Origin of the sequence: Streptomyces sp. NPDC058401 (genome assembly GCF_042722885.1) — a bacterium.
Lineage (GTDB): Bacteria > Actinomycetota > Actinomycetes > Streptomycetales > Streptomycetaceae > Streptomyces.
Genome location: NZ_JBHXKA010000088.1, coordinates 1 through 22,447, shown reverse-complemented (window position 1 = coordinate 22,447; position 22,447 = coordinate 1). Strand labels below are relative to the sequence as shown.

Annotated in this window: 18 protein-coding genes; 7 read left to right on the top strand and 11 right to left on the bottom strand. The window is 72.3% G+C overall.

From position 1 onward, the window contains the following. The 3 genes from ACFWNV_RS27355 to ACFWNV_RS27345 form a co-directional block, all read right to left on the bottom strand. On the bottom strand, positions 1 to 1,046 hold a 1,046-nt coding region (locus ACFWNV_RS27355; RefSeq protein ID WP_383952132.1), incomplete at its 3' end, for a protein kinase. A gap of 117 nt (positions 1,047 to 1,163) precedes the next feature. Further along, positions 1,164 to 3,629, bottom strand: coding sequence for a protein kinase (locus ACFWNV_RS27350; RefSeq protein ID WP_383952130.1), 2,466 nt, complete (start codon positions 3,627 to 3,629; stop codon positions 1,164 to 1,166). Between the two features lie 311 nt (positions 3,630 to 3,940). Continuing rightward, entirely contained in the window at positions 3,941 to 5,671 is a 1,731-nt protein-coding gene (locus ACFWNV_RS27345; RefSeq protein WP_383952128.1) for a glycerol-3-phosphate dehydrogenase/oxidase, read from the bottom strand. Positions 5,672 to 6,010: 339 nt separating this feature from the next. On the opposite strand from ACFWNV_RS27345, the gene ACFWNV_RS27340 reads away from it, so the two are divergent. Together ACFWNV_RS27340 and ACFWNV_RS27335 are read left to right on the top strand one after the other, a co-directional pair. Further along, positions 6,011 to 7,240, top strand: a complete 1,230-nt coding sequence (locus tag ACFWNV_RS27340; RefSeq protein ID WP_383952126.1) for a nucleotide sugar dehydrogenase — start codon at positions 6,011 to 6,013, stop codon at positions 7,238 to 7,240. 150 nt (positions 7,241 to 7,390) lie between these two features. After that, positions 7,391 to 7,960: a hypothetical protein gene (locus ACFWNV_RS27335; RefSeq protein ID WP_383952124.1), complete on the top strand. Its 570-nt coding sequence runs from the start codon at positions 7,391 to 7,393 to the stop codon at positions 7,958 to 7,960. A gap of 155 nt (positions 7,961 to 8,115) precedes the next feature. Here ACFWNV_RS27335 and ACFWNV_RS27330 read toward each other — a convergent pair whose 3' ends face one another. Then, a complete protein-coding gene (locus ACFWNV_RS27330; protein WP_383952122.1) occupies positions 8,116 to 8,547 on the bottom strand; it encodes a hypothetical protein in 432 nt (143 codons plus the stop codon). A gap of 199 nt (positions 8,548 to 8,746) precedes the next feature. On the opposite strand from ACFWNV_RS27330, the gene ACFWNV_RS27325 reads away from it, so the two are divergent. Continuing rightward, positions 8,747 to 10,435 carry a M16 family metallopeptidase gene (locus ACFWNV_RS27325; RefSeq protein WP_383952120.1) on the top strand — a complete coding sequence of 563 codons (1,689 nt, stop codon included), beginning with the start codon at positions 8,747 to 8,749 and terminating at the stop codon, positions 10,433 to 10,435. Positions 10,436 to 10,596: 161 nt separating this feature from the next. Here the strand turns inward: ACFWNV_RS27325 and ACFWNV_RS27320 are convergent, their stop codons facing one another. From ACFWNV_RS27320 to ACFWNV_RS27305, 4 genes are all read right to left on the bottom strand, one after another. Continuing rightward, a complete protein-coding gene (locus tag ACFWNV_RS27320; protein ID WP_383952118.1) occupies positions 10,597 to 11,721 on the bottom strand; it encodes a GuaB3 family IMP dehydrogenase-related protein in 1,125 nt (374 codons plus the stop codon). Positions 11,722 to 11,877: 156 nt separating this feature from the next. Continuing rightward, positions 11,878 to 13,392: an IMP dehydrogenase gene (gene guaB / locus ACFWNV_RS27315; RefSeq protein WP_327305054.1), complete on the bottom strand. Its 1,515-nt coding sequence runs from the start codon at positions 13,390 to 13,392 to the stop codon at positions 11,878 to 11,880. Positions 13,393 to 13,517: 125 nt separating this feature from the next. Then, the gene (locus ACFWNV_RS27310) at positions 13,518 to 14,147 is read right to left on the bottom strand and encodes a sigma-70 family RNA polymerase sigma factor (protein ID WP_383952116.1); all 630 of its coding nucleotides are present in this window, start codon (positions 14,145 to 14,147) and stop codon (positions 13,518 to 13,520) included. Positions 14,148 to 14,539: 392 nt separating this feature from the next. Then, the gene (locus ACFWNV_RS27305; RefSeq protein WP_003948568.1) at positions 14,540 to 15,151 is read right to left on the bottom strand and encodes a response regulator transcription factor; all 612 of its coding nucleotides are present in this window, start codon (positions 15,149 to 15,151) and stop codon (positions 14,540 to 14,542) included. Positions 15,152 to 15,531: 380 nt separating this feature from the next. Between ACFWNV_RS27305 and ACFWNV_RS27300 the strand changes: the two genes are divergently transcribed. Continuing rightward, a complete protein-coding gene (locus ACFWNV_RS27300; protein WP_250744119.1) occupies positions 15,532 to 15,867 on the top strand; it encodes a WhiB family transcriptional regulator in 336 nt (111 codons plus the stop codon). A 220-nt stretch (positions 15,868 to 16,087) separates the two neighbouring features. Here the strand turns inward: ACFWNV_RS27300 and ACFWNV_RS27295 are convergent, their stop codons facing one another. After that, complete coding sequence (locus ACFWNV_RS27295) at positions 16,088 to 16,987, bottom strand: LysR family transcriptional regulator (protein ID WP_383952114.1); 900 nt, start codon at positions 16,985 to 16,987, stop codon at positions 16,088 to 16,090. Between the two features lie 80 nt (positions 16,988 to 17,067). Between ACFWNV_RS27295 and ACFWNV_RS27290 the strand changes: the two genes are divergently transcribed. From ACFWNV_RS27290 to ACFWNV_RS27280, 3 genes are all read left to right on the top strand, one after another. Further along, positions 17,068 to 17,745 (top strand): MOSC domain-containing protein, encoded by a 678-nt coding sequence (locus tag ACFWNV_RS27290; protein ID WP_383952112.1) that lies wholly within the window; start codon positions 17,068 to 17,070, stop codon positions 17,743 to 17,745. Positions 17,746 to 17,754: 9 nt separating this feature from the next. After that, positions 17,755 to 18,528, top strand: a complete 774-nt coding sequence (locus ACFWNV_RS27285) for an SDR family NAD(P)-dependent oxidoreductase (protein ID WP_383952110.1) — start codon at positions 17,755 to 17,757, stop codon at positions 18,526 to 18,528. Positions 18,529 to 18,639: 111 nt separating this feature from the next. Further along, positions 18,640 to 19,323, top strand: coding sequence for an ester cyclase (locus ACFWNV_RS27280; RefSeq protein WP_383952108.1), 684 nt, complete (start codon positions 18,640 to 18,642; stop codon positions 19,321 to 19,323). A gap of 104 nt (positions 19,324 to 19,427) precedes the next feature. On the opposite strand, the gene groL is transcribed toward ACFWNV_RS27280, so the two are convergent. Both groL and groES read right to left on the bottom strand, forming a co-directional pair. Next, positions 19,428 to 21,059, bottom strand: coding sequence for a chaperonin GroEL (gene groL, locus ACFWNV_RS27275; protein WP_327254515.1), 1,632 nt, complete (start codon positions 21,057 to 21,059; stop codon positions 19,428 to 19,430). 136 nt (positions 21,060 to 21,195) lie between these two features. Continuing rightward, complete coding sequence (gene groES, locus ACFWNV_RS27270; protein ID WP_008739621.1) at positions 21,196 to 21,504, bottom strand: co-chaperone GroES; 309 nt, start codon at positions 21,502 to 21,504, stop codon at positions 21,196 to 21,198. Positions 21,505 to 22,447: the final 943 nt, after the last annotated feature.

The window sequence follows — 22,447 nt, the reverse complement described above, 5'->3', positions numbered from 1 at the left end:
GGGAAAGCGGGGTCGGGGGGTGGGGGCGGGGCGGCCCCCCCCCCCCCCGCCGCCCGGGCCGGCGCGCTCCGCCCCCCGCGCCCGTAACCGTCCCCGCCCCCGTCCCCGTACAGGTCGTCGTACCGCTCGCCGGGCTCCCCGCCCCGCTGCCCGCCGACCGCCCCCGCACCGGGCCCGGACTCCTGCCCGAACCCCTGTCCGTACCCGGCGTCCGCCGCCGTCCCACCCCAGGACCCGCCCTGGGAACCGCCGCCGTACCCCGCGCCCGTTCCGGGCCCGGCCGGGGCTGCGCCGCCGTACACCGTGTCCGCTCCCGGCCCGGCCAGAGCGGCGCGGCCGTACCCGTCCGCGTATCCGCCGCCGCTCTCCGGCCGGCCCTCCGCGAGGCCCGGTGCGCCTCCCGGCCACGGCGCGGGTTCACCGCCCGGCCAGGGCAAGGCGGAGGGGTCCGTACCGTCCTGCGGCGGGACCGGGTCGTAGCCGCACAGGGCGTCCTCCGCCGCCCCCGCCGCCAGACCCGTCAGGACGACCCGCCCGTCCTCGCAGATCAGTACCGTCCGCATGGTGATGTTGCGGTGCGTCCACCCGTGCGCGTGCAGCACCCGCAGGGCGGTCAGCACGTCCGCCGCCACCTCCGCCGCCCGGTACGGGCTCAGCGGTTCGTCGGCGATCAGCGCCGCCAGCGGTCTGGCCGGGACGAGTTCGCTCACGATCCAGAGCGACCCGCCCTCCGCGAACACGTCGAAGACCTGGTCCAGCCGCGGATGGTCCGGCACGGACGCCGCCGCCTGCGCGGCCTCGATCGCCCTGCGCACGGCGGGCAGTTCACCGTGCGGAAGCCGCCGTCCCCCGGCGATGGGCGGAGCGCCGCGCGAGCCGTCGAGCAGCTCCGCGTCGACGACCTCCGGCAACGGAATCTGCCGTACGAGTACTTCCTGGCCGCTCCGCGTGTCGAAGGCCCGGGTCTCGATCAGCTCGTAGGCATCGGACGGCGGCAACGGCAGACGGTAGCGCTCGGCCAGGATCCGGCCCGCGTAGTCCTCCACATCGCCTCCCCCGAGAGCTTCGGGCCCGTCCCCCAGGCCCCGCTGACACGATACGACGCCCAGGGCGCCCGCGTCCCGGCCCTGGCGAGGCTGACCCCGGCCCGGTCCGAACCGGCGTCAGCCCAGCGGCTGGAAGGTGCCGAACGCCGTGGTGCGCAGTTCCGTGCACTCCGCCGCGTCCCACTGGTCGGCGAGGCAGCTGATCATGATGGCGTAGCCGTGCGTCGCGTCCATCCTGAACCCGCGGTCGAGCACCCGGACCCGCACGCCCTTCTGGTCCCGCTCGAACTCCCAGTCCGCGACGGTCGGGTACCCGCGGTACTCGACCTTCTCGAGGTGCAGCAGCTTGTAGTTGCTGCTGCTGCCCGCCACGGCCGGAGCCAGTTCCAGCCAGGCGGCGCGGGCGTCTTCCTTCGGCGAGCTGTTGAAGTCGATCTGGACGCGCGGGAAACCGCCGTCGCGGCTGTAGATGACGCCGGAGCTCTTGCCCACCACGCCGGTCTGCTTGAAGCCCTCGGGCAGGCCCATCGCGAAGTGGAAGCCGGGGTCGTTGACCTGGGCGTACCCGGGCGGGAGCCCGGGCAGGGCGCCTCCGGGCGTGGAGCCCTGTCCCTGGCCGGGGTTGGTGCCCGAACCGTTCGACTGGCCCGGGTCCGGGGACGCGGCCCCGCCGCCGGAACCCTCGCCGGTCTTCGGCGAGGGGGAGGGCGAGGGCGAAGCCGGGGGCGGGGTGGACGAACCGGGTGCGGGGCTCGACGCGGCGGCCTTGCTGCCGCCCTTGCCGTCCTTCGGGGAACCGCCCTTGTCGTCGTCGCCGCTGACGGCGTACGCGACGATCGAGCCGATGACGGCGAGCGCCATGACCACGCCGGCTATCGCGAGCGCGATGGTGCGGCGCGGCAGGACGTCGGTGAGCGGGGCGGCGACGGGCGCCGGGCGCGGCGCCGGCGACTCGGCCGCGGTCGCGGCCGCAGCCGTGGCGGCCGAGGCGGCGGCCGCTGCCTTGCGGGCCGACTTCAACGCGGCGCGGGCGCGCTCGCGCTGCTCGCGCTCGCGGCGCTCGCGTTCCTTCTTCTCCGCCTTCTCCGCGGCCTTGGCCGCCCTGTCGGCGGCAGCCTGCTCGGCGGCGTCCCGGGCCTCGGCCAGGGATATCTGCCGGGTCTCCTCGGCATTCGTGACGGCTACGGGGGCCGGGGGCTCGGGCGCTTCGATCACGGCGGTGAGCAGCGCCCGCGCGCGGTCGTCGTCGAGCCGGTGGGCGGGGTCCTTGACGAGGAGGCCGTAGATGACCTCGGTCAGCGGGCCCGCGTTCTTGGGCGGTTCCACGGGCTCGGTCATCACGGCGGTGAGCGTCGCGAGGGCCGACCCCTTGTCGTACGGGGGAACCCCCTCGACCGCGGCGTACAGCAGACCGCCGAGCGACCACATGTCGGCCGGCGGGCCGGGCCGCTGGCCGCGGGCCCGCTCGGGCGAGATGTACGAGGGCGCGCCGACGAGCATGCCGGTGGAGGTGACGGAGGGGTCGCCCTCCACCTGGGCGATGCCGAAGTCGGTGAGGACCACGCGGCCGTTGCCGCGGTCGGCGAGGAGCACGTTGGAGGGCTTCACGTCCCGGTGCAGGATGCCCTGGCGGTGGGCGGCACGGAGCACGTCGAGCACGGCGAGGCCGACTTCCGCGGCGCGGCGGGGGGTCAGCGGGCCGCTCTCGCGGATGAACTCCGCGAGGGAGGGGCCCTCGATGAGTTCCATGACGATCCACGGCCGGCCGTCCTCGTCGACGACGTCGAAGACGGTCACCGCGCCACCGCTGCGGATCCGGGCGATGGCCTTCGCCTCGCGCAGGGTGCGGGTGATCAGGCGGCGCTTCTCGTCGTCGTCGACACCGCTGCCGAAGCGGAGTTCCTTGACGGCGACAGTGCGGCCGAGAGTCTCGTCCTCGGCGCGCCAGACGGTGCCCATGCCGCCCTTGCCGAGGACGTCCCCGAGCCGGTACCGGCCCGCGAGCAGCCGGCCCTCGTCGTGGGGGCCCTCCTCCGCCTTGGCCGCGGCGGCCTTCACCGCGGCGGCCACCTCGTCGGCCTTGCTCACGGCGGCGGGCTTCACGTCCTCGCCCCCACCGTCCGCACGCACGACGGCACCCTTCCGCAGCTCAGCCTTCACCCCGGCAGGCTTCGCATCCTCGGACCCGGCGCTCACACCAGCAGGCTTCGCATCCTCGGGCCCGGCCTTCACACCAGCAGGCTTCGCGTCCTCGACCTCGGCAGGCTTCGCGTCCTCGCGCTCCGCCTTCACCCCGGCAGGCTTCGCATCCTCGGGCTCCGCCTTCAGACCAGCAGGCTTCGCATCCTCGGGCTCGGCTCCACCGGCGGCCTTCGCCGCGGCGGGCTTCCGCAGCTCCGGCTTCCGCGACGCCGCCTTCGGCTTCGGCTCCGGCTCCGACGCCGGCTCCGCCGCGGCAGCGCCCGGCTTCGCGTCCTCCGGTTCGGCCGCCCCGGCGGTTTCGGGCGCGGCCGGGGGCACGGCGGCCGCGGCAGGCTTCGCCGCGGCAGCGCGCTTCGCGGCCCCCGTCCCGGCAGCCTTCACGGCGGGCTTCGCAGCGGGCTTCGCCGCGGCAGCCCGCTTCGCGGCTCCCGCCGCGGGCGGCTCCGCCGGAGACTTCGGCTCCGTCGGGGGTGCAGCCGGAGGCACCGGCGATCCCGTCCCGACAGACGGCTCCGGCGACTCGGTGTGCTCCGGCTTCGACATGCGTCCCCTCTGCGTTCGTGCCGCCTGCTCCGGTTGCCCTGGCAGCGGCCGGGGTGCCCGGTAACCCGCCCCGGCAGAACCCTCATTGTCCCTTACTCCGCAACGGACGGGAGCCCCGGGTCCACGGTTCCGCCCGCGAAGTGACGGAGTTACAACGGCACGATGTCCGGCGCCCCCAGCCTCGCCGCGTCCGCGGTCTGATCGTCCGGCTGCCGCTGCGATTCCCGTTCCGCCTGCACCCTCTTCTCGTAGTGTTCCACTTCCTTCTCGATCTGCTGCTCGTCCCAGCCCAGGACCGGAGCCATCAACTCCGCACACTCGCGCGCCGATCGCGTCCCCCGGTCGAAGGTCTCGATCGAGATCCGCGTCCGCCGGGTCAGCACGTCGTCCAGGTGCCGCGCCCCCTCGTGCGAGGCCGCGTAGACCACTTCGGCGCGGAGGTAGTCGTCGGCGCCCGTCAGCGGCTCCCCGAGCGTGGGGTCCTCCGCGATCAGGGCCAGGAGTTCCTCCGTCAGCGAGCCGTAGCGGTTCAAGAGGTGCTCCACCCGGACCACATGGAGCCCCGTCCGGGCGGCGATCCGCGCCCGGCCGTTCCACAGGGCCCGGTACCCCTCGGCGCCGACCAGCGGCACGTCCTCCGTCACGCACGGCGCGACCCGCTGGTCGAGGCCGTGCACCGCCTCGTCCACCGCGTCCTTGGCCATCACCCGGTACGTCGTGTACTTGCCGCCGGCGACCACCACCAGCCCCGGCACGGGGTGCGCCACCGTGTGTTCGCGCGAGAGCTTGCTCGTCGCGTCCGACTCGCCGGCCAGCAGCGGCCGCAGGCCGGCGTAGACCCCCTGGACGTCGTCCCGGGTGAGCGGGACCGCCAGCACCGAGTTCACGTGCTCCAGCAGGTAGTCGATGTCCGCGCTCGACGCCGCCGGGTGCGCCTTGTCCAGGTCCCAGTCGGTGTCCGTGGTGCCCACGATCCAGTGCCGGCCCCACGGGATGACGAAGAGCACCGACTTCTCGGTCCGCAGGATCAGTCCGGTCGAGGAGTGGATCCGGTCCTTGGGGACGACGAGGTGGATGCCCTTGGAGGCCCGTACGTGGAACTGGCCGCGCTCCGCGATCAGCGCCTGGGTGTCGTCCGTCCACACCCCCGTGGCGTTCACGATCTGCTTCGCCCGGATCTCGTACTCCCCGCCGCCCTCCACGTCCTGCACCCGCGCCCCGACGACCCGCTCGCCCTCCCGCAGGAAGCCGACGACCCTCGCCCGGTTGGCGCACTGCGCGCCGTACGCGGCGGCCGTCCGGACCAGGGTCGCCACGTAACGCGCGTCGTCCATCTGGGCGTCGTAGTACTGCAGGGCGCCCACCAGCGCGTCCTTGCGCAGCGCGGGCGCGATCCGCAGGGCGCGCTTGCGCGAGAGGTGGCGGTGCGTCGGCAGCCCGCGCCCGTGGCCGCTGGAGAGCGACATGGCGTCGTACAGCGCGACGCCCGAACCGGCATAGAACCGCTCCCAGCCCTTGTGCTGCAAGGGGTAGAGGAACGGCACCGGCTTCACCAGGTGCGGGGCGAGCCGCCCCAGCAGCAGGCCGCGCTCCTTGAGCGCCTCCCGCACGAGGGCGAAGTCGAGCATCTCCAGGTATCTGAGCCCGCCGTGAATGAGCTTGCTGGAACGGCTGGAGGTGCCCGAAGCCCAGTCCCTGGCCTCCACGAGCCCGGTCGCAAGCCCCCTGGTCACGGCGTCGAGGGCGGTGCCCGCGCCCACCACTCCGGCCCCGACCACCAGGACGTCCAGCTCCCGCTCGGCCATTCCGGCGAGCGCCTCGGCCCGCTGCCCGGGCCCCAGCATGGCCCGCCCGCCGCGGCCCCCCATCCCGGCGCCCATCCCCGATCCCGATCCCGACCCGGTCCCTGCCCCAGTTTCAGTCCCAGTCCCAGTCATCACGGCTGCCTGCCTCCCGTTGACGCGGGTCGCCCCGTCCGTCCTGTGCGGTCGTCCCACCCGTCGTGGGTGACCCCGCTCACATCGCCCGTTCATGATTCTCACCGGCCGCACCCACATCAGCCACCGGCTGTGGATAACACGGAGCCGACCAAGACCCCTGAATACGACATATCTGTCATATATACGCCTAGTCTGACATTGCGCCAGCTTTCCTCCGCCACAGGAGTTGCGCGCTCCGCCCCCTCATGCATGTCAGGGAAGGGAAGGGACGGCACCCCCATGCCCGCAGATCTCGCCGTCATCGGACTCGGCCATCTCGGCCTCCCGCTCGCCCAGGCAGCCGTGGCCGCCGGGATCGAGACGGTCGGCTACGACAGCGGTCCGGCGACGGACTCCACCCTCACCGCCGCGGAGATCCGCCGCATGTCGGCGGCCGGCTTCCGGGTCACCACCAACCCCGCCGAACTCGGACGGGTCCGCACGGCCGTCATCTGCGCCCCGACCCAGCTCGGCGCCGACCGCGCACTCGACCTGTCGGCCGTCGGCGAAGCGGGCCGCACGCTCGCCGCCCGGCTGCGCCCGCACACCACCGTCATCCTCGAATCGGCGGCCCACCCCGGCGTCACCGAGGACTACCTGCGCCCGATCCTCGAATCGGGCTCCCGCCTGCGCGCCGGCCGGGACTTCCACCTGGCCTACTCCCCCAGCCGCCTCGACCCCGGCAACCGCACGCACGGCATCGCCAACACCCCCAAGGTCATCGGCGGCCTCACCCCCGCCTGCACCGAGTCCGCGCACGCCTTCTACGCCCGCCTCACCGAGAAGGTGGTCCGCGCCCGCGGCCTGCGCGAGGCCGAGACGGTCCAGCTCCTGGAAACCAACTACCGGCACGTCAACATCGCCCTCATGAACGAGATGGCCGTGCTCTGCCACGACCTCGGCGTGGACCTGTGGGACGTCATCCGGTGCGCCGAGACCAAGCCGTACGGGTTCCAGGCCTTCCGCCCCGGCCCCGGAGTCGGCGGCCACGGAGTCCCCCTCGACCCCAACTACCTCCCCCACACCACCCGCACCCCGGGCCACCCCCTGCGCATGGTCGGCCTGGCGCAGGAGATCAACGACCGGATGCCGCAGTACGTCATCCAGCGCAGCGCCACCCTCCTCAACGAGCACGGCAAGTCCGCGCGCGGCGCCCGCGTCCTCCTCCTGGGCGTCACCTACAAACCGGACCTGGCCGACCAGGAGGGCTCCCCGGCGCGCGAGATCGCCAGCCGGCTCCTCGACCTCGGCGCGCTGATCAGCTACCACGACCCGTACATCGCCGGATGGCGCGTCAGGGACCAGCCCGTCCCCCGCGCCGAATCGTTGTACGAGGCCGCCGCCAACGCCGATCTGACGATCCTGCTCCAGCACCACCGCACCTACGATCTGCAAGGCCTGGCGGTGAAGGCCCAGTTGCTCCTGGACACCCGCGGCGCCAGCCCGGTGGGCGCCGCACACCGCCTGTAGGCGCTGACCGGCACGCAGGGCCCGCCCGCCCCGAAACCCCTCCACGGATGTCACAGCCTGCTGCTAGCCTGCGGCGACTTATCTCGCGCATACACCCCCACGTCAGCCGTGCGGGTCCCGTGTGCCCACATCCCTGGGGGGGATTTCTCCATGAGCCAGCAGTTCCAGCCGCCCGCGCCCGACGCCACGCCCCACTCCGCCGCCCCGGCCCCGGGCCCGTCCGGCGCCGACTTCCTGGCCCCGGCCCCGGCTCCGTTCCCGGCCCAGAGCGGCGCCTCGTTCCTGGCCCCGGCCCCGGCCCCGGCCCCGGCCCGCCCCGCCAACCTGGGCCTCGGCATCCTCGCCGCGTTCGTCGCGGCGCTGGCCGCCGCCGCGGCGTACGGCGGCATCATGAACGCCATCGACCGCGAGATCGGCTACGCCGCGGTCGGCGTCGGCGCCCTGGTCGGCTTCGCCGCGGGCAAGATCGGCGGCCGCAACCCGGTCCTGCCGGTCGTCGGCGCGGTCCTCGCGGTCGTCTCCGTATTCCTGGGCGAGCTGTTCTTCTACGCGCTCGCGGTCGCCGGGGCCGCCGGAGTCGGCCTGGGCGAGGTGCTGAGCTCGCTCGGCGTCTCCGGCCTGATCGACATCTGGAATGAGCAGGCGGACATCAAGAGCGTCCTCTTCCTGGCCCTCGGCGCCTTCACCGGATACGGCTCCGCCAAGAAGATCGGCGACTGAGGCAGCCCCTCACTCCCCTGCCCCGTATCCACGCCCGGACCACCGGACCGGGTACGGGGGTGGGTACGGGCCGCACCCTTCCCGACCCCCCGGTCCCGTGATCGAGGCCCGTCGGGCCCCCGGGCCCACATCCCTGTCGCCCGCGCGACCGCCGGTCATGTGGTCCCCGCGTGTCCGCTCGCCCCCCGCGCGGCCGGCCCGTGTACGAGCCCGCCGACCGCATCCCCGCCCTCGCCGACCCGCGCGCCCGCGTCCACCGCCAGGACCGGGACGCCGTCGCCGCGGCCTTCGCCGCGCTCGGCGACGAGGACGACCACGGCATCGCCAACCGGGTCGTCGGCGCACTGCACAACGCCGAGGCGTTCCTCCACGGGGCCATGGCGGGCGCCCCCGGGGACCCGCTCGTGCGGAGCCTGCTCGCCGAGCGGCTGATCCGGCTCGGCCGGGACCTGTGCAACAGCGCCCGCGCCCACGGCGTCACCCTCACCGCCGCCCTGGCCGTCCTGACGTGCGCGTTCGCTTTCCACGCGCACGCGCCCGAGCAGTCGGTCCATCCCCGCGGGCGACCAGGACTGGCGGCCGGTCAAGGCCGCCGCCCTCGTGAGCGCGGACTCTTCCGCCCTGTGCGTCGCCCAGGTGCGCCGCCGGGAGCGCAGCCGGGCCTGATCCGGTGGAACCGCCCCGGAGCCCGCCGATACCCCGACACGAGCCGCACCGGCCGCACGAGCCGCGCCGGCCACGAGCCGCCCCACCCCACGATGGCCCCCGCACGGGCCGAGGAGCAGCATGATCACCGAGAGCACCGTCGACGGAGTCCCCGTGCTCCTCGCCCACCAGCCCGGGCCGGTCACCGCCGGGCTGCTCTTCCGGGTCGGCCGCGCCGACGAGACCCTCGCCACGAGCGGCATCACCCGACTCGTCCGCCGCCTCGCCCTGCACCGGCTCGGCCCGGGCGACCCGTCCGGCGAGGACGGGTCCGCGCCCGCCTCGACGTTCACCCTGTTCCGGATCACCGGGTCCCCCGCCGAAGTGGCGGCCCACCTGAACGGTGTCTGTGCCGCGCTGCGCGACCTCCCCGTGGAAGGGCTGGAGACCGCGAAGGAGATCCTGCGCACCGCGCCCGCGGACCGCTCCCCCGACCACCTCGGCCGCTCCGCGCAGTGGCGCTACGGTTCCCGCTCCCACGGGCTCACCGGCTACGCCGAGGTCGGGCTCCCGCACCTCACGGCGGAGCAGGTGCGGGACTGGGCCCGTACCCGTTTCACGACCGGGAACGCCGTCCTGTGGATCACGGGCGACACCGTCCCTGAGGGCCTCGACCTCGCCCTGCCCGCCGGCGGCCGGCACCCCGCGCCCGAGCCCGCCTCGGCCCTGCCCGCGCTGCCCGCCCGGTTCCCGGGCGACGCGGGCTCGGTCACGCTGACCTCCGTACTGCCGCGCTCCACGGCCGCGAGCCTGCTGACCGGGGTCCTCGGCCGGGAGCTGCTGCGGGAACTGCACCAGGACGGCGGGTACGCCTACACGGCGACCGCGCGGTACCTGCCGCGCGACGCCCGCTCCGCGACCGTCGTCGCCCACGCCGAGGCGCTCCCGCAGCACCATGAGGCGATGGCCGGCGCCTTCGCGGACGTCCTCGCGAAGCTCCGCGCCGGCCGCGTCGACCCGTCCGCCCTGGAAGCCGTACGGGCCTCCGCGCTCGCGCGGCTCGACGCCCCCGGGCTCGCCGCGGCCCGGCTTCCGGACCGGGCCGCGGACCTGCTGCTGGGCCGCCCCCACCGCACGGTCGCCGAGGAGCGGGCCGAGATCGAGGCGGTCGGCGCGGAGGAGCTGCACGAGGTCGCGCGCGCCCTGTGGGCAGCCGCCCTGCTGCGGGCGCCCCGCGGGAGCATGGACGGGGCCGGGCTCGCGGCCGCGCCCACCGGGTCCGCGCAGGGGGTCGCGGGGCGGGCCCACCCGGCCCTGGACGATCCCGGCACGGTACTCACCGTGGGCACCGAGGGGGTGGGGCTGGCCGGCCCGGCCGGCCGGATCACCGTCCGCTACGCCGAGTGCTCGCTGGTGCAGGCCTACCCGGACGGCGCCCGCCACCTGGTCGGCCACGACGGGTTCACCCTCACCGTCGAGCCGACCCGCTTCGGGATCACCGCGGCCGAGCTGGCCCCGCTCGACGCGGGCGTCCCGCCCTCCGTGGTCCTCGCGATGCCGCCCCGCACCCCGGCCCGGGTCCCGCGCACCGCCCCGACCACTACGGCCCCGGCGCCCGCCCCGTGGTTCACCGTCCTGCTGTGGGTGCTCGGCCTCCCGGGCCTGATCATCGGAGCGTCCACGCTGTTCCTCGGCCTGGTCATGGGCGACGAGCACGGGCGGATCGCCTCGGACAACGCCTGGTTCCTGTTCAGGTGGCTGCTAGTCGCGGGCGCTTCCCTGATCCCCTGGGCCATCTGTCTGAGGCTCCGGAACTCGGGCAGGAAGTAGCCGCTCCCCCGGCGGAGCAATTCCTGCCGCCTTCCGGGAGGGCGACCGCATCCTGGCCTCCCTGGTGGTCGCCGAGACCCCCGGGACCGGACACCGGACGTGCCGGAGGGCCGGCGCCCCCTGTGGGGCGCCGGCCCTCCGGCACGCGTACGGAAGAACCGTCAGCGGCTGTGCTGCGAGTCCGCGATGGTGACCTCGACCCGCTGGAACTCCTTGAGCTCGCTGTAGCCGGTGGTGGCCATCGAGCGGCGCAGCGCGCCGAAGATGTTCATCGAGCCGTCCGGGGAGTGCGACGGGCCGGTGAGGATCTCCTCGGTGGTGCCGACCGTGCCGAGGTCGACCTTCTTGCCGCGCGGCACGTCCTCGTGGACGGCCTCCATGCCCCAGTGGAAGCCCTTGCCGGGCGCGTCCGTGGCACGGGCCAGCGGGGAGCCCATCATCACGGCGTCGGCGCCGCAGGCGACGGCCTTCGGGATGTCGCCGGACCAGCCCACGCCGCCGTCGGCGATGACGTGCACGTAGCGGCCGCCGGACTCGTCCATGTAGTCGCGGCGGGCCGCGGCCACGTCGGCGACGGCGGTGGCCATCGGGACCTGGATGCCCAGCACGTTGCGCGTGGTGTGCGCGGCGCCGCCGCCGAAGCCGACGAGGACACCGGCGGCGCCGGTCCGCATCAGGTGCAGGGCCGCGGTGTAGGTGGCGCAGCCGCCCACGATGACCGGGACGTCGAGCTCGTAGATGAACTGCTTGAGGTTCAGCGGCTCGGCGGCGCCGGAGACGTGCTCCGCCGACACGGTGGTGCCGCGGATCACGAAGATGTCCACGCCCGCGTCGACGACGGCCTTGGAGAACTCGGCCGTGCGCTGCGGGGAGAGCGCGGCGGCGGTGACGACACCGGAGTCGCGCACCTCCTTGATGCGCTGACGGATCAGGTCCGCCTGGATGGGAGCGGAGTAGATCTCCTGGAGACGGCGGGTGGCGGTCTCCTCGTCCAGCTCCGCGATCTCGTCGAGCAGCGGCTGCGGGTCCTCGTACCGGGTCCACAGGCCTTCGAGGTTCAGCACGCCGAGGCCGCCGAGCTCGCCGATACGGATGGCGGTCTGCGGGGAGACGACCGAGTCCATGGGGGCGGCCAGGAAGGGGAGCTCGAAGCGGTAGGCGTCGATCTGCCAGGCGATCGAGACCTCCTTCGGGTCCCGGGTACGGCGGCTGGGGACGATGGCGATGTCATCGAACGCGTACGCCCGGCGGCCGCGCTTGCCGCGCCCGATCTCGATCTCAGTCACGTGTGGTGGCCTTTCCTGTGGGTCTGCCCGTCCAGTATCCCCGAACCCCGGCGCGTCGCGTTCCGGTGACCGCTGTACGGACGCACGCACCGGGCACGCCGGAGGGGCGGACCCGCGCGGGCCCGCCCCTCCGGTACTGCTGAGCTACTGCTCCGATCAGCCCTTGCGGCTGTAGTTCGGGGCCTCGACCGTCATCTGGATGTCGTGCGGGTGGCTCTCCTTGAGCCCCGCCGAGGTGATCCGCACGAAGCGGCCCCGGTCCTGGAGCTCCGGCACCGTGCGGCCGCCGACGTAGAACATCGACTGGCGCAGACCGCCGACGAGCTGGTGCACCACCGCGGAGAGCGGGCCGCGGTACGGGACCTGGCCCTCGATGCCCTCGGGGATGAGCTTGTCGTCGCCGCCCACGCCCTCCTGGAAGTAGCGGTCCTTGGAGAAGGACTTGCGGTCGCCGCGGGACTGCATCGCGCCGAGCGATCCCATGCCGCGGTACGACTTGAACTGCTTGCCGTTGATGAACAGCAGCTCGCCCGGGGACTCCTCGCAGCCCGCGAGCAGCGAGCCGAGCATCACGGTGTCGGCGCCGGCGACGAGCGCCTTGGCGATGTCGCCGGAGTACTGGAGGCCGCCGTCGCCGATGACCGGCACGCCGGCCGCCTTGGCGGCGAGCGCGGCTTCGTAGATCGCGGTGACCTGCGGGACGCCGATGCCGGCGACGACGCGGGTGGTACAGATGGAGCCGGGGCCGACGCCGACCTTGATGCCGTCGCAGCCGGCGTCGATGAGGGCCTGGGCGCCGTCGCGGGTGGCGATGTTGCCGCCGATGACGTCGACCGTCGAGTTCGACTTGATCTTGGAGACCATGTCGCCGACGAGGCGGGAGTGGCCGTGGGCGGTGTCGACGACGATGAAGTCGGCGCCCGCCTCGATCAGGGCCTGGGCCCGCTCGTACGCATCGCCCGCGACACCGACGGCCGCGCCGACGAGCAGGCGGCCGTCCTTGTCCTTGGCGGCGTTCGGGTACTTCTCGGCCTTGACGAAGTCCTTGACCGTGATGAGGCCCTTGAGGAGGCCGGCCTCGTCGACGAGCGGCAGCTTCTCGATCTTGTGGCGGCGCAGCAGCTCCATGGCGTCCACGCCGGAGATGCCCACCTTGCCCGTGACCAGCGGCATCGGGGTCATGACCTCGCGCACCTGGCGGCTGCGGTCCGACTCGAAGGCCATGTCGCGGTTGGTGACGATGCCGAGCAGCTTGCCCGCCGGGTCGGTGACCGGGACGCCGGAGATGCGGAACTTCGCGCAGAGCTCGTCGGCCTCGCCCAGGGTCGCGTCGGGGTGGACCGTGATCGGGTCGGTGACCATGCCGGACTCGGAGCGCTTGACCAGGTCGACCTGGTTGGCCTGGTCGGCGATGGAGAGGTTGCGGTGCAGAACGCCGACGCCGCCCTGGCGGGCCATCGCGATGGCCATCCGGGCCTCGGTGACCTTGTCCATGGCGGCGGAGAGCAGCGGGACGTTCACGCGGACGTTGCGGGAGATGAGCGAGGAGGTGTCGATGGCGTCCGGGGACATGTCCGACGACCCGGGGAGCAGCAGCACATCGTCATAGGTGAGGCCGAGCGTGGCGAATTTGTCGGGCATCCCAGTCGAGTCGCTGCCGTTCACAGTCATGACACCTTCCAAGATGGTCTTGCTCAGCGCGGATGTCCATGCTAACGGGATCGCGACGCCTCTCATTCCACCACCAAGATCAAGGCCAAGGTTCGTAGTTTCCTACGAGAAAAACCCCGTACGGCCTACTGCTCGGCGAGCGCACGGAGCCGGCTCAGCGCCCGGTGCTGGGCGACGCGCACCGCCCCGGGGGACATTCCGAGCATCTGCCCGGTCTCCTCGGCGGTCAGCCCGACGGCCACGCGCAGCACGAGGAGCTCGCGCTGGTTCTCCGGAAGGTTGGCGAGCAGCTTCTTGGCCCAGGCGGCGTCGCTGCTCAGCAGCGCGCGCTCCTCCGGACCCAGGGAGTCGTCGGGCCGTTCCGGCATCTCGTCGGAAGGCACGGCCGTACTGCCCGGATGGCGCATCGCGGCCCGCTGGAGATCGGCGACCTTGTGCGCGGCGATGGCGAAGACGAAGGCCTCGAAGGGGCGGCCGGTGTCGCGGTAGCGCGGCAGGGCCATCAGGACGGCGACGCAGACCTCCTGCGCCAGGTCCTCCACGAAGTGACGAGCGTCACCCGGAAGTCGCGACAGGCGGGAGCGGCAGTAGCGGATGGCCAGGGGGTGCACGAAGGCGAGCAGATCGTGGGTGGCCTGCTCGTCGCCTTCCACCGCACGGCGTACGAGCGCGCTGACGGTGCCGTCGCCGCTGTTGCGGGAGGCGCCGCCGCCACCTGTGGTGGCGGGTGCCCCCGGGGCCTCGTCGTCGCGCATCAATCCATGGTGCCTTGGTGCCGGGGCATTCGCGGCACTGCGGCCCGTGTTGTGCGTCGAAGCGTTATGCGTCGACGGATTGTGCGGGGTGGGTGCACCGGAACTCATGCTCTGGCCCCTCCCCTCCCGCTCGGCCGAATCGTCCCCGCGGCGACATCTCCAGGATGCGCCACACCCTCAAGCATGCGGCATCGCGCCCGAAGCGACACGTCCCCCGGATTGTGCACCGTCAATCCCCGGCGCGCACCAGGGTGCGGCGGATCGGACCGCGGGAGATTGCGGAGGGCGGCCGGGACCGCGGGAGGTTCCCCGGGGGCGGCCGGTCCTGCGGGACCCGGGCGGGCCGGCCCGCCCGCGGCACCGCCGGCCGGTGAGGGCCGGCGGTCGCGCGGTCAGCGGACCAGGCCCCAGCGGAACCCGAGTGCCACGGCGTGCGCCCGGTCGGACGCGCCCAGCTTCTTGAACAGCCGGCGGGCATGGGTCTTGACCGTGTCTTCGGAGAGGAAGAGCTCGCGCCCGATCTCCGCATTGGACCGGCCGTGGCTCATGCCCTCCAGCACCTGGATCTCGCGCGCGGTGAGCGTGGGCGCGGCGCCCATCTCGGCCGAGCGGAGCCGGCGCGGGGCCAGCCTCCAGGTCGGGTCGGCGAGTGCCTGGGTGACCGTGGCCCGCAGTTCGGCGCGCGAGGCGTCCTTGTGCAGATAGCCCCGGGCGCCGGCGGCGACCGCGAGGGCCACGCCGTCCAGGTCCTCGGCGACCGTCAGCATGATGATGCGGGCGCCGGGGTCGGCCGAGAGCAGCCGGCGAACCGTCTCCACACCGCCGAGCCCGGGCATCCGGACATCCATCAGAATCAGGTCGGATCGGTCGGCACCCCAGCGGCGGAGGACTTCCTCGCCGTTGGCAGCCGTCGTCACACGCTCGACGCCGGGCACGGTGGCAACCGCGCGACGGAGCGCCTCTCGGGCAAGCGGGGAGTCGTCGCAGACGAGGACGGATGTCATGACCGCCCTCCGCAGCTGCTGATGCGCGTCACCTTGAGCCTCCAGGCTGGTACGTATCGTCACCTGTGCGGTCGATGCCCCCGGACACCTGTCCGAGAACTTCTTGGTTCAACCGCCTTCGCACTCTCAACGATGGTCACTCGAAAGAGTTACGGGTCGGACGGACACCTTCGGCACTCTACGTGAGGAAGCGAACACGAGGCAGGAGCCACTCACCGCGTGTCCTCCAGATGACGGTATGCCCTATTTGGCGGCTTTCCTTCCGTTTGGCACATGTCTGAGGCTAGATTCGCCCATGAGTCATATTTACATCTACTACGACAGTAGGTGTGGAGACATGGACCGTATCCGCCTCAGTACCGGCACCAAGAGGACTACCAATGGCAGATTTCTCCCGCCTCCCCGGACCGAACGCCGACCTCTGGGACTGGCAGCTGCTGGCTGCCTGCCGCGGGGTCGACAGCTCCCTCTTCTTCCACCCGGAAGGCGAGCGGGGCGCGGCCAGGAGCGCGCGCGAGACCTCGGCTAAAGAGGTCTGCATGCGATGCCCGGTGCGTTCTGAATGCGCCGCGCACGCACTCGCCGTCCGCGAGCCCTACGGGGTGTGGGGCGGCCTCACCGAGGACGAACGCGAAGAACTGATGGGCCGCGCCCGCCATCGCCTGATCCCGGCGACGACCGCCATCGGACCGAGCACGCCGATCGCTCCGCACTGACCGGGATCCACCCGAAACGCCCGAAGGAACGTTTCCTCGATCCCATCGGCACCACGCATCACCGGCACGCCCCGGCGTGTCGCGTATCCGACCGGGCTGCCACCCGACCGGCCGTACCGCCGTACGGTCCTTCGCGTGGCGGCCCCGTCGGGCCACCCGGCCCATCGGCACCGGGCCGTCTGCGCCCGGCCGTCGCCCCCCGGCGGTCCGCCCCGGACCGTCAGCGCCGGGCGGCCCGCTCCAGCTGGGTCAGGGTCGCGGCCACCGCCGGGACCCGCGCCAGGTCGGGCAGGGTCAGGGCGACGACCTCCCGCTCGACGGCCGGTTCCACGACGAGGGTGCTCACGCCCTTGGCCCGTACGGACTCCACCGCGAGCTCCGGCAGCACCGCGACCCCGAGCCCGGCCCCGACCAGGCCGACCACGGCCGGGTAGTCGTCGGTGGCGAAGTCGATGCGCGGGGTGAACCCCGCGGCCTCGCACACCTCCACCAGATGGCGGCGGCAGCGCGGACAGCCCGCGATCCAGGGCTCGTCGGCCAGCTCCGCCATGCCCACCCGCTCCGCCCCCGCCAGCCGGTGCCCCTCGGGAACCAGTCCGACGAGCCGGTCGGTCAGCAGCGGCCGGACCACGAGGTCCTCCCACTCGGACGCCGATCCGGAGGCGCCGCCGTAGCGGAAGGCCAGCGCGAGATCGCAGTCGCCCTCGCGCAGCATCTCCACCGAGCGCGGCGGCTCCGCCTCGACCAGCGAGATCCGGGTCCCCGGATGCTCGGCCCGCATCGCCGCGAGCGCGGTCGGCACCAGCGTGGAACTGCCGCTGGGGAAGGAGACCAGCCGGACCCGGCCGGCCCGCAGCCCGGCGATGGCCGCGACCTCCTCCTCCGCGGCCGTCAGCCCGGCGAGGATCCCCGCGGCGTGCCGGACCAGCGCCTCACCGGCCTGGGTGAGGCGCATTTCGCGCCCGGTGCGGATCAGCAGCGGGGTGCCGGCGGACTGTTCCAGCGCCTTCATCTGCTGGGAGACGGCCGGCTGCGTGCAGCCGAGCTCGCGGGCGGCGGCGGAGAAGGACCCGGTTCCGGCGACAGCGCGCAGAACTCGGAGATGACGTGCCTCGATCACCCTTCGAGCATAAGGGGCACTTTGATGTCGGCGCGAATAATCCCCGGCCGCCTTTGAGGCCATTCGGCTAGCTTGGTGGCATGCATCTGATCTCCGTGAACCTCGGCCGCGCGACGGCCGTCGACTACACCGACGCCCCGGACGGGCTGACCGGTCACGGCAAGATCCCCGCGCCTGGCCCCGTACGGGTCTTCGCGCCGGGCCCCAAGGGCGTCGGCGCGAGCGGCGTCGAAGGGGACGACGTCTGCCATCTGCGCCATCACGGCGGGGACCACCAGGCCGTGTACGCGTACGCCCGCGAGGACCTGGAGTGGTGGGAGCTCGAACTCGGCCGCGAACTGCCCGGCGGGATCTTCGGCGAGAACTTCACCACCGCCGGCCTCGACGTGAACGGCGCGCTGCTCGGCGAGCGCTGGCAGGTGGGCCCCGACCTGCTCCTGGAGGTGGCCTCGGCCCGCATCCCGTGCCGCACCTTCCAGGGGATGCTCGGCGAGAAGTCCTGGGTCAAGCGGTTCACCCAGGAGGCCCGGCCGGGCGCCTACCTGCGGGTCCTGCGGGAGGGATCGGTCTCCCCCGGCGACACCATCGAGGTCGTGCACCGCCCGGACCACGAGGTGACGGTGGAGTTCTGGTTCCGTGCCTTCACCACCGAGCGGGACCTGCTGCCGCGCACGCTGGCGGCGGGCGACGCCCTGGAGCCGGAGGCCCGGGACAAGGCACTGGCCCATGTGGAGAAGTACGGGAACCAGGACGGCTAGGTTGCGCGTATGACGACTGCGTTGATTACGGGATCCACGGCGGGCATCGGCGCCGCCTTCGCCCGGCGGCTCGCCGCCCAGGGGCACAACCTCGTCCTGGTGGCCCGGGACACCAAGCGGCTCGGCGAGCAGGCCACGGAGCTGCACGACCGGCACGGGATCGAGGCCGAGGTGCTGGCCGCCGATCTCTCCACCGAGGAGGGCATCACGGCCGTCGAGGAACGCCTCGCCGACCGCAAGCACCCGGTGGACCTGCTGGTCAACAACGCGGGCTTCGGCAACAAGGGCCGCTACCTCGAAGTCTCCATGGCCGACGAGCTGACCATGCTGAAGGTCCACATCGAGGCCGTGCTGCGGCTGACCTCGGCGGCCGTGGAGCCGATGCGCTCGCGCGGGCGCGGCGGCGTGATCAACGTGGCCTCGGTGGCCGCCTTCCTGCCGCGCGGCACCTACGGGGCGAGCAAGGCCTGGGTCGTGCAGTTCACCCAGGGCGCGGCGAAGGACCTGGCCGGCTCGGGCGTACGGCTGATGGCGCTGTGCCCGGGCTTCGTGCGCACCGAGTTCCACGAGCGGGCCGGCATGGGCACGGACAACATCCCCGGCTGGATGTGGCTCGACGCCGACAAGCTGGTGGCGGCGGCCCTGGCCGATCTGGCGCGGGGCAAGACGGTGTCGATCCCGGACCCGCGGTACAAGGCCCTGATGGGTCTGGTGAAGGTGGCGCCGCGGGGCCTGCTCGGCGGGGTGTCCTCGCGTACGGGACGCAAGTACGGCCCCCAGTAAGCGATGGGCCCGTGGTGGTGACCTGTGAGTAAACGCGGCATATGGGTGAAATCTCCCTAGACTGGATGTGTCCCATCCAGCGCGGGAGGCGACGCGATGACATTCGTACAAGTGATCGATTATGAGACCAAGCGCTTCGACGAGATGAACAGTCTCATCGACCGCTATGCCGAGCAGACCGCCGGCAAGCGCACGGTCACCCACACGCTCATCGGCAGGGACCGCGACTCCAAGACCCACTATGTGGACCTCGTCGAATTCCCCTCGTACGAAGAGGCCATGAGGAACTCTCAACTCCCGGAAACCGACCGGATGTTCCAGGAGATGGTGGCACTCATCGACGGAATGCCGAAGTTCATGAACCTCGACGTGGTCCGGGACGAGTACCTCAACAAGCTCGTCGTGAACCGCTTCTTCGAAGAGGTCGTGGGCAAGGGCAATTTCGACGTCGTCGAGGAGTGCGTCGCGGCGGACTACATCAGCCACGACATCATGGACAGCGCCGGCGAGGGCAACGGCCGCGAGGGCGTCCGCAAGACCGTCGGCATGTGGCGGGACGCCTTCGACATGAGCATGGACATGACGCGGCAGATCGCCGAAGGCGACTGCGTCACCACGCTGTGGGACTGGAAGGGCACCCACACGGGCGAGTTCATGGGGGTCGCGCCGACCGGCCGGGAATTCACCATGTCGGGCTGTACGACCTGCCGGATCGAGGACGGCCAGATCGCCGAGGACTGGTGGTACTACGACGCCCCGGGCCTGATGCGCCAGATGGGCATGATGCCCGGCTAGCGGACGATGCCCTGATCGCACACGAAGACGAAAAGGCCCCGGTCACCACCGCTTGGCAGCGGTGACCGGGGCCTTTCCGTTTCTACCCGTGCTTACTGACGAGGTCAGTGGCTGTGGCCGTGGCCACCGTGGCCGTGACCGGCGTCGCCCTCGTCGTCGGCCGGCTTCTCGACGACCAGGGTCTCGGTCGTGAGCAGCAGCGACGCGATGGAAGCGGCGTTCTCCAGGGCGGAGCGGGTGACCTTGACCGGGTCGATGACGCCGGCCTTGACCAGGTCGCCGTACTCGCCGGTGGCGGCGTTGAAGCCCTGGCCCTTCTCGAGCTCGGCGACCTTCGCGGTGATGACGTAGCCCTCGAGGCCGGCGTTCTCCGCGATCCAGCGCAGCGGCTCGACGGCGGCGCGGCGCACGACCGCGACACCGGTGGCCTCGTCGCCCGACAGGCCGAGGTTGCCCTCGAGCACCTTCACGGCGTGGACGAGAGCGGAGCCACCGCCGGAGACGATGCCCTCCTCGACCGCGGCGCGGGTCGCCGAGATGGCGTCCTCGAGACGGTGCTTCTTCTCCTTGAGCTCCACCTCGGTGGCGGCGCCGACCTTGATGACGCAGACGCCGCCGGCGAGCTTCGCCAGGCGCTCCTGCAGCTTCTCGCGGTCCCAGTCCGAGTCGGTGGACTCGATCTCGGCCTTGATCTGGTTGACGCGGCCGAGGACCTCGTCGGAAGAGCCGCCACCGTCGACGATGGTGGTGCTGTCCTTGGAGATCGTGACGCGGCGGGCGGAGCCCAGTACGTCCAGACCGGCCTGGTCGAGCTTGAGGCCGACCTCCTCGGCGATGACGGTGGCACCGGTGAGGGTGGCCATGTCCTGGAGCATCGCCTTGCGGCGGTCACCGAAGCCGGGCGCCTTGACGGCGACGGCGTTGAAGGTGCCACGGATCTTGTTGACGACGAGGGTGGAGAGCGCCTCGCCCTCGACGTCCTCGGCGATGATCAGGAGCGGCTTGGAGGCGCCGGCCTGGATGACCTTCTCGAGCAGCGGCAGGAGGTCCTGGATGGAGGAGATCTTGCCCTGGTTGATCAGGATGTACGGGTCATCGAGGATGGCCTCCATACGCTCCTGGTCGGAGACCATGTACGGGGACAGGTAGCCCTTGTCGAAGGCCATGCCCTCGGTGAACTCGAGCTCCAGGCCGAAGGCGTTGGACTCCTCGACGGTGATGACACCGTCCTTGCCGACCTTGTCCATCGCCTCGGCGATGAGGTCACCGACCTGCTGGTCCTGCGCGGAGAGCGCGGCCACGGCGGCGATGTCGGACTTGTCCTCGATCGGACGGGCGGTCGCGAGGAGCTCCTCGGACACGGCCTTGACCGCGGCGTCGATGCCCTTCTTCAGGGCGGCCGGGGAAGCACCCGCGGCGACGTTGCGCAGACCCTCGCGGACCAGCGCCTGCGCCAGGACGGTGGCGGTGGTGGTGCCGTCACCCGCGACGTCGTTGGTCTTGGTCGCGACCTCCTTGACGAGCTGCGCGCCAAGGTTCTCGTACGGGTCGTCGAGCTCGACCTCACGCGCGATGGTGACACCGTCGTTCGTGATGGTGGGAGCGCCGAACTTCTTGTCGATGACGACGTTGCGGCCCTTGGGACCGATCGTCACCTTGACGGTGTCGGCAAGCTTGTTGACGCCACGCTCAAGGGCGCGACGGGCGTCCTCGTCAAACTTGAGAATCTTCGGCATGGGAGCGGTTCAGCCCTCTCGTTGCTATCCCCGGCCGCTCACCGCGACCGCCTGTCTAGAACGAACTACGCCCCTCGCCGCCCGGCATCAGCAGGGGTGACCAGGGGCGTAGCTCAAAGCAAAACTGGAGAAGTGATTACTTCTCGACGATCGCGAGCACGTCGCGGGCCGAGAGGACGAGGTACTCCTCGCCGTTGTACTTCACTTCGGTGCCGCCGTACTTGGAGTACAGGACGACGTCGCCGACGGTGACGTCCAGCGGGAGACGCTGGCCGTCCTCGAAGCGACCCGGACCCACGGCGAGGACGACGCCCTCCTGGGGCTTCTCCTTCGCGGTGTCCGGGATGACCAGGCCAGAGGCCGTGGTCTGCTCGGCGTCGAGCGGCTGGACCACAATGCGGTCCTCGAGCGGCTTGATGGCAACCTTGGAGCTGGTGGTCGTCACGATCTGACCTTCCGCTTCGGAGATCCGGGGTTAATTGTCTGAGGTGGCGACCAGGTCGATCCGTCGTCGCGGGTGCCGGATCCGTCTGTCGCCGTGTTGGCACTCACCAGGGGCGAGTGCCAGACGCGAGACTATTCCGGGGATTAGCACTCGGTCAAGCGGAGTGCCAGAACGCGCCGCTGGGTTTGGCGGTGGGGGCGGCTGCGCGGGGGCCTCTCGGGGTGCCCCCGATCCCCCGAAATCCGCGGCACCGCTGCCGGGGACTCTGTCCCCGGACCCCTGCGCCTCAAACGCCGGCGGGGCTGGGGTTGGCCTGGGCGCTGGGCTTGCTGCGTGGGGTGGGGCGGTGCCGGGGGCGGGGTGGGGTGTTGGCCTGGACTGCATGATTTAGGCGCCCTGACCCCTACGTTCGACAGTTTTGGCTTCCTTTAGCGCCACAAATCACGCTCTACGTCCAGGCCAACACCCCACCCCGCCCCCGTCCCCGCCCCTGCCGCAGCCCCCGCCCCCGGGCGGGGGGACATTCGACCCCGGGCGGGGGCATCCGACCCTGGCCGAGGGGATATCCAGTCCAGGTCGGGAACATCCGGTCCAGGTCGGGGGCGTCCGGTCCCGGCTGGGGGCGTCCGGTCCCGGCTGGGCGGATCATCGACCTCCGCGGGACGGGTCATCGACCCTGGCTGGGCGGGTCATCGACCTCGCCGTACGGGCCGTCGGCCCCGGCTGGGCGGGCCGTCAACTCCGCCGTGCGGGGCGTGGACCCCGCCGTGTGGGGCGTCGACCCCGCTGTGCGGGCCGTCGACCCTGACTGACTGGGTCGTCTACCCCGGTGGGCCGTCTCCTGCGCTCAGCCGGGGTTTGCTTTTCAGCCGTCCGGCGTTTGAGGACCGGGTACTGGCGGGGAGCGGGGGCCGGCGGTGCGCCGGGCGGTTCCCCGAAGCCC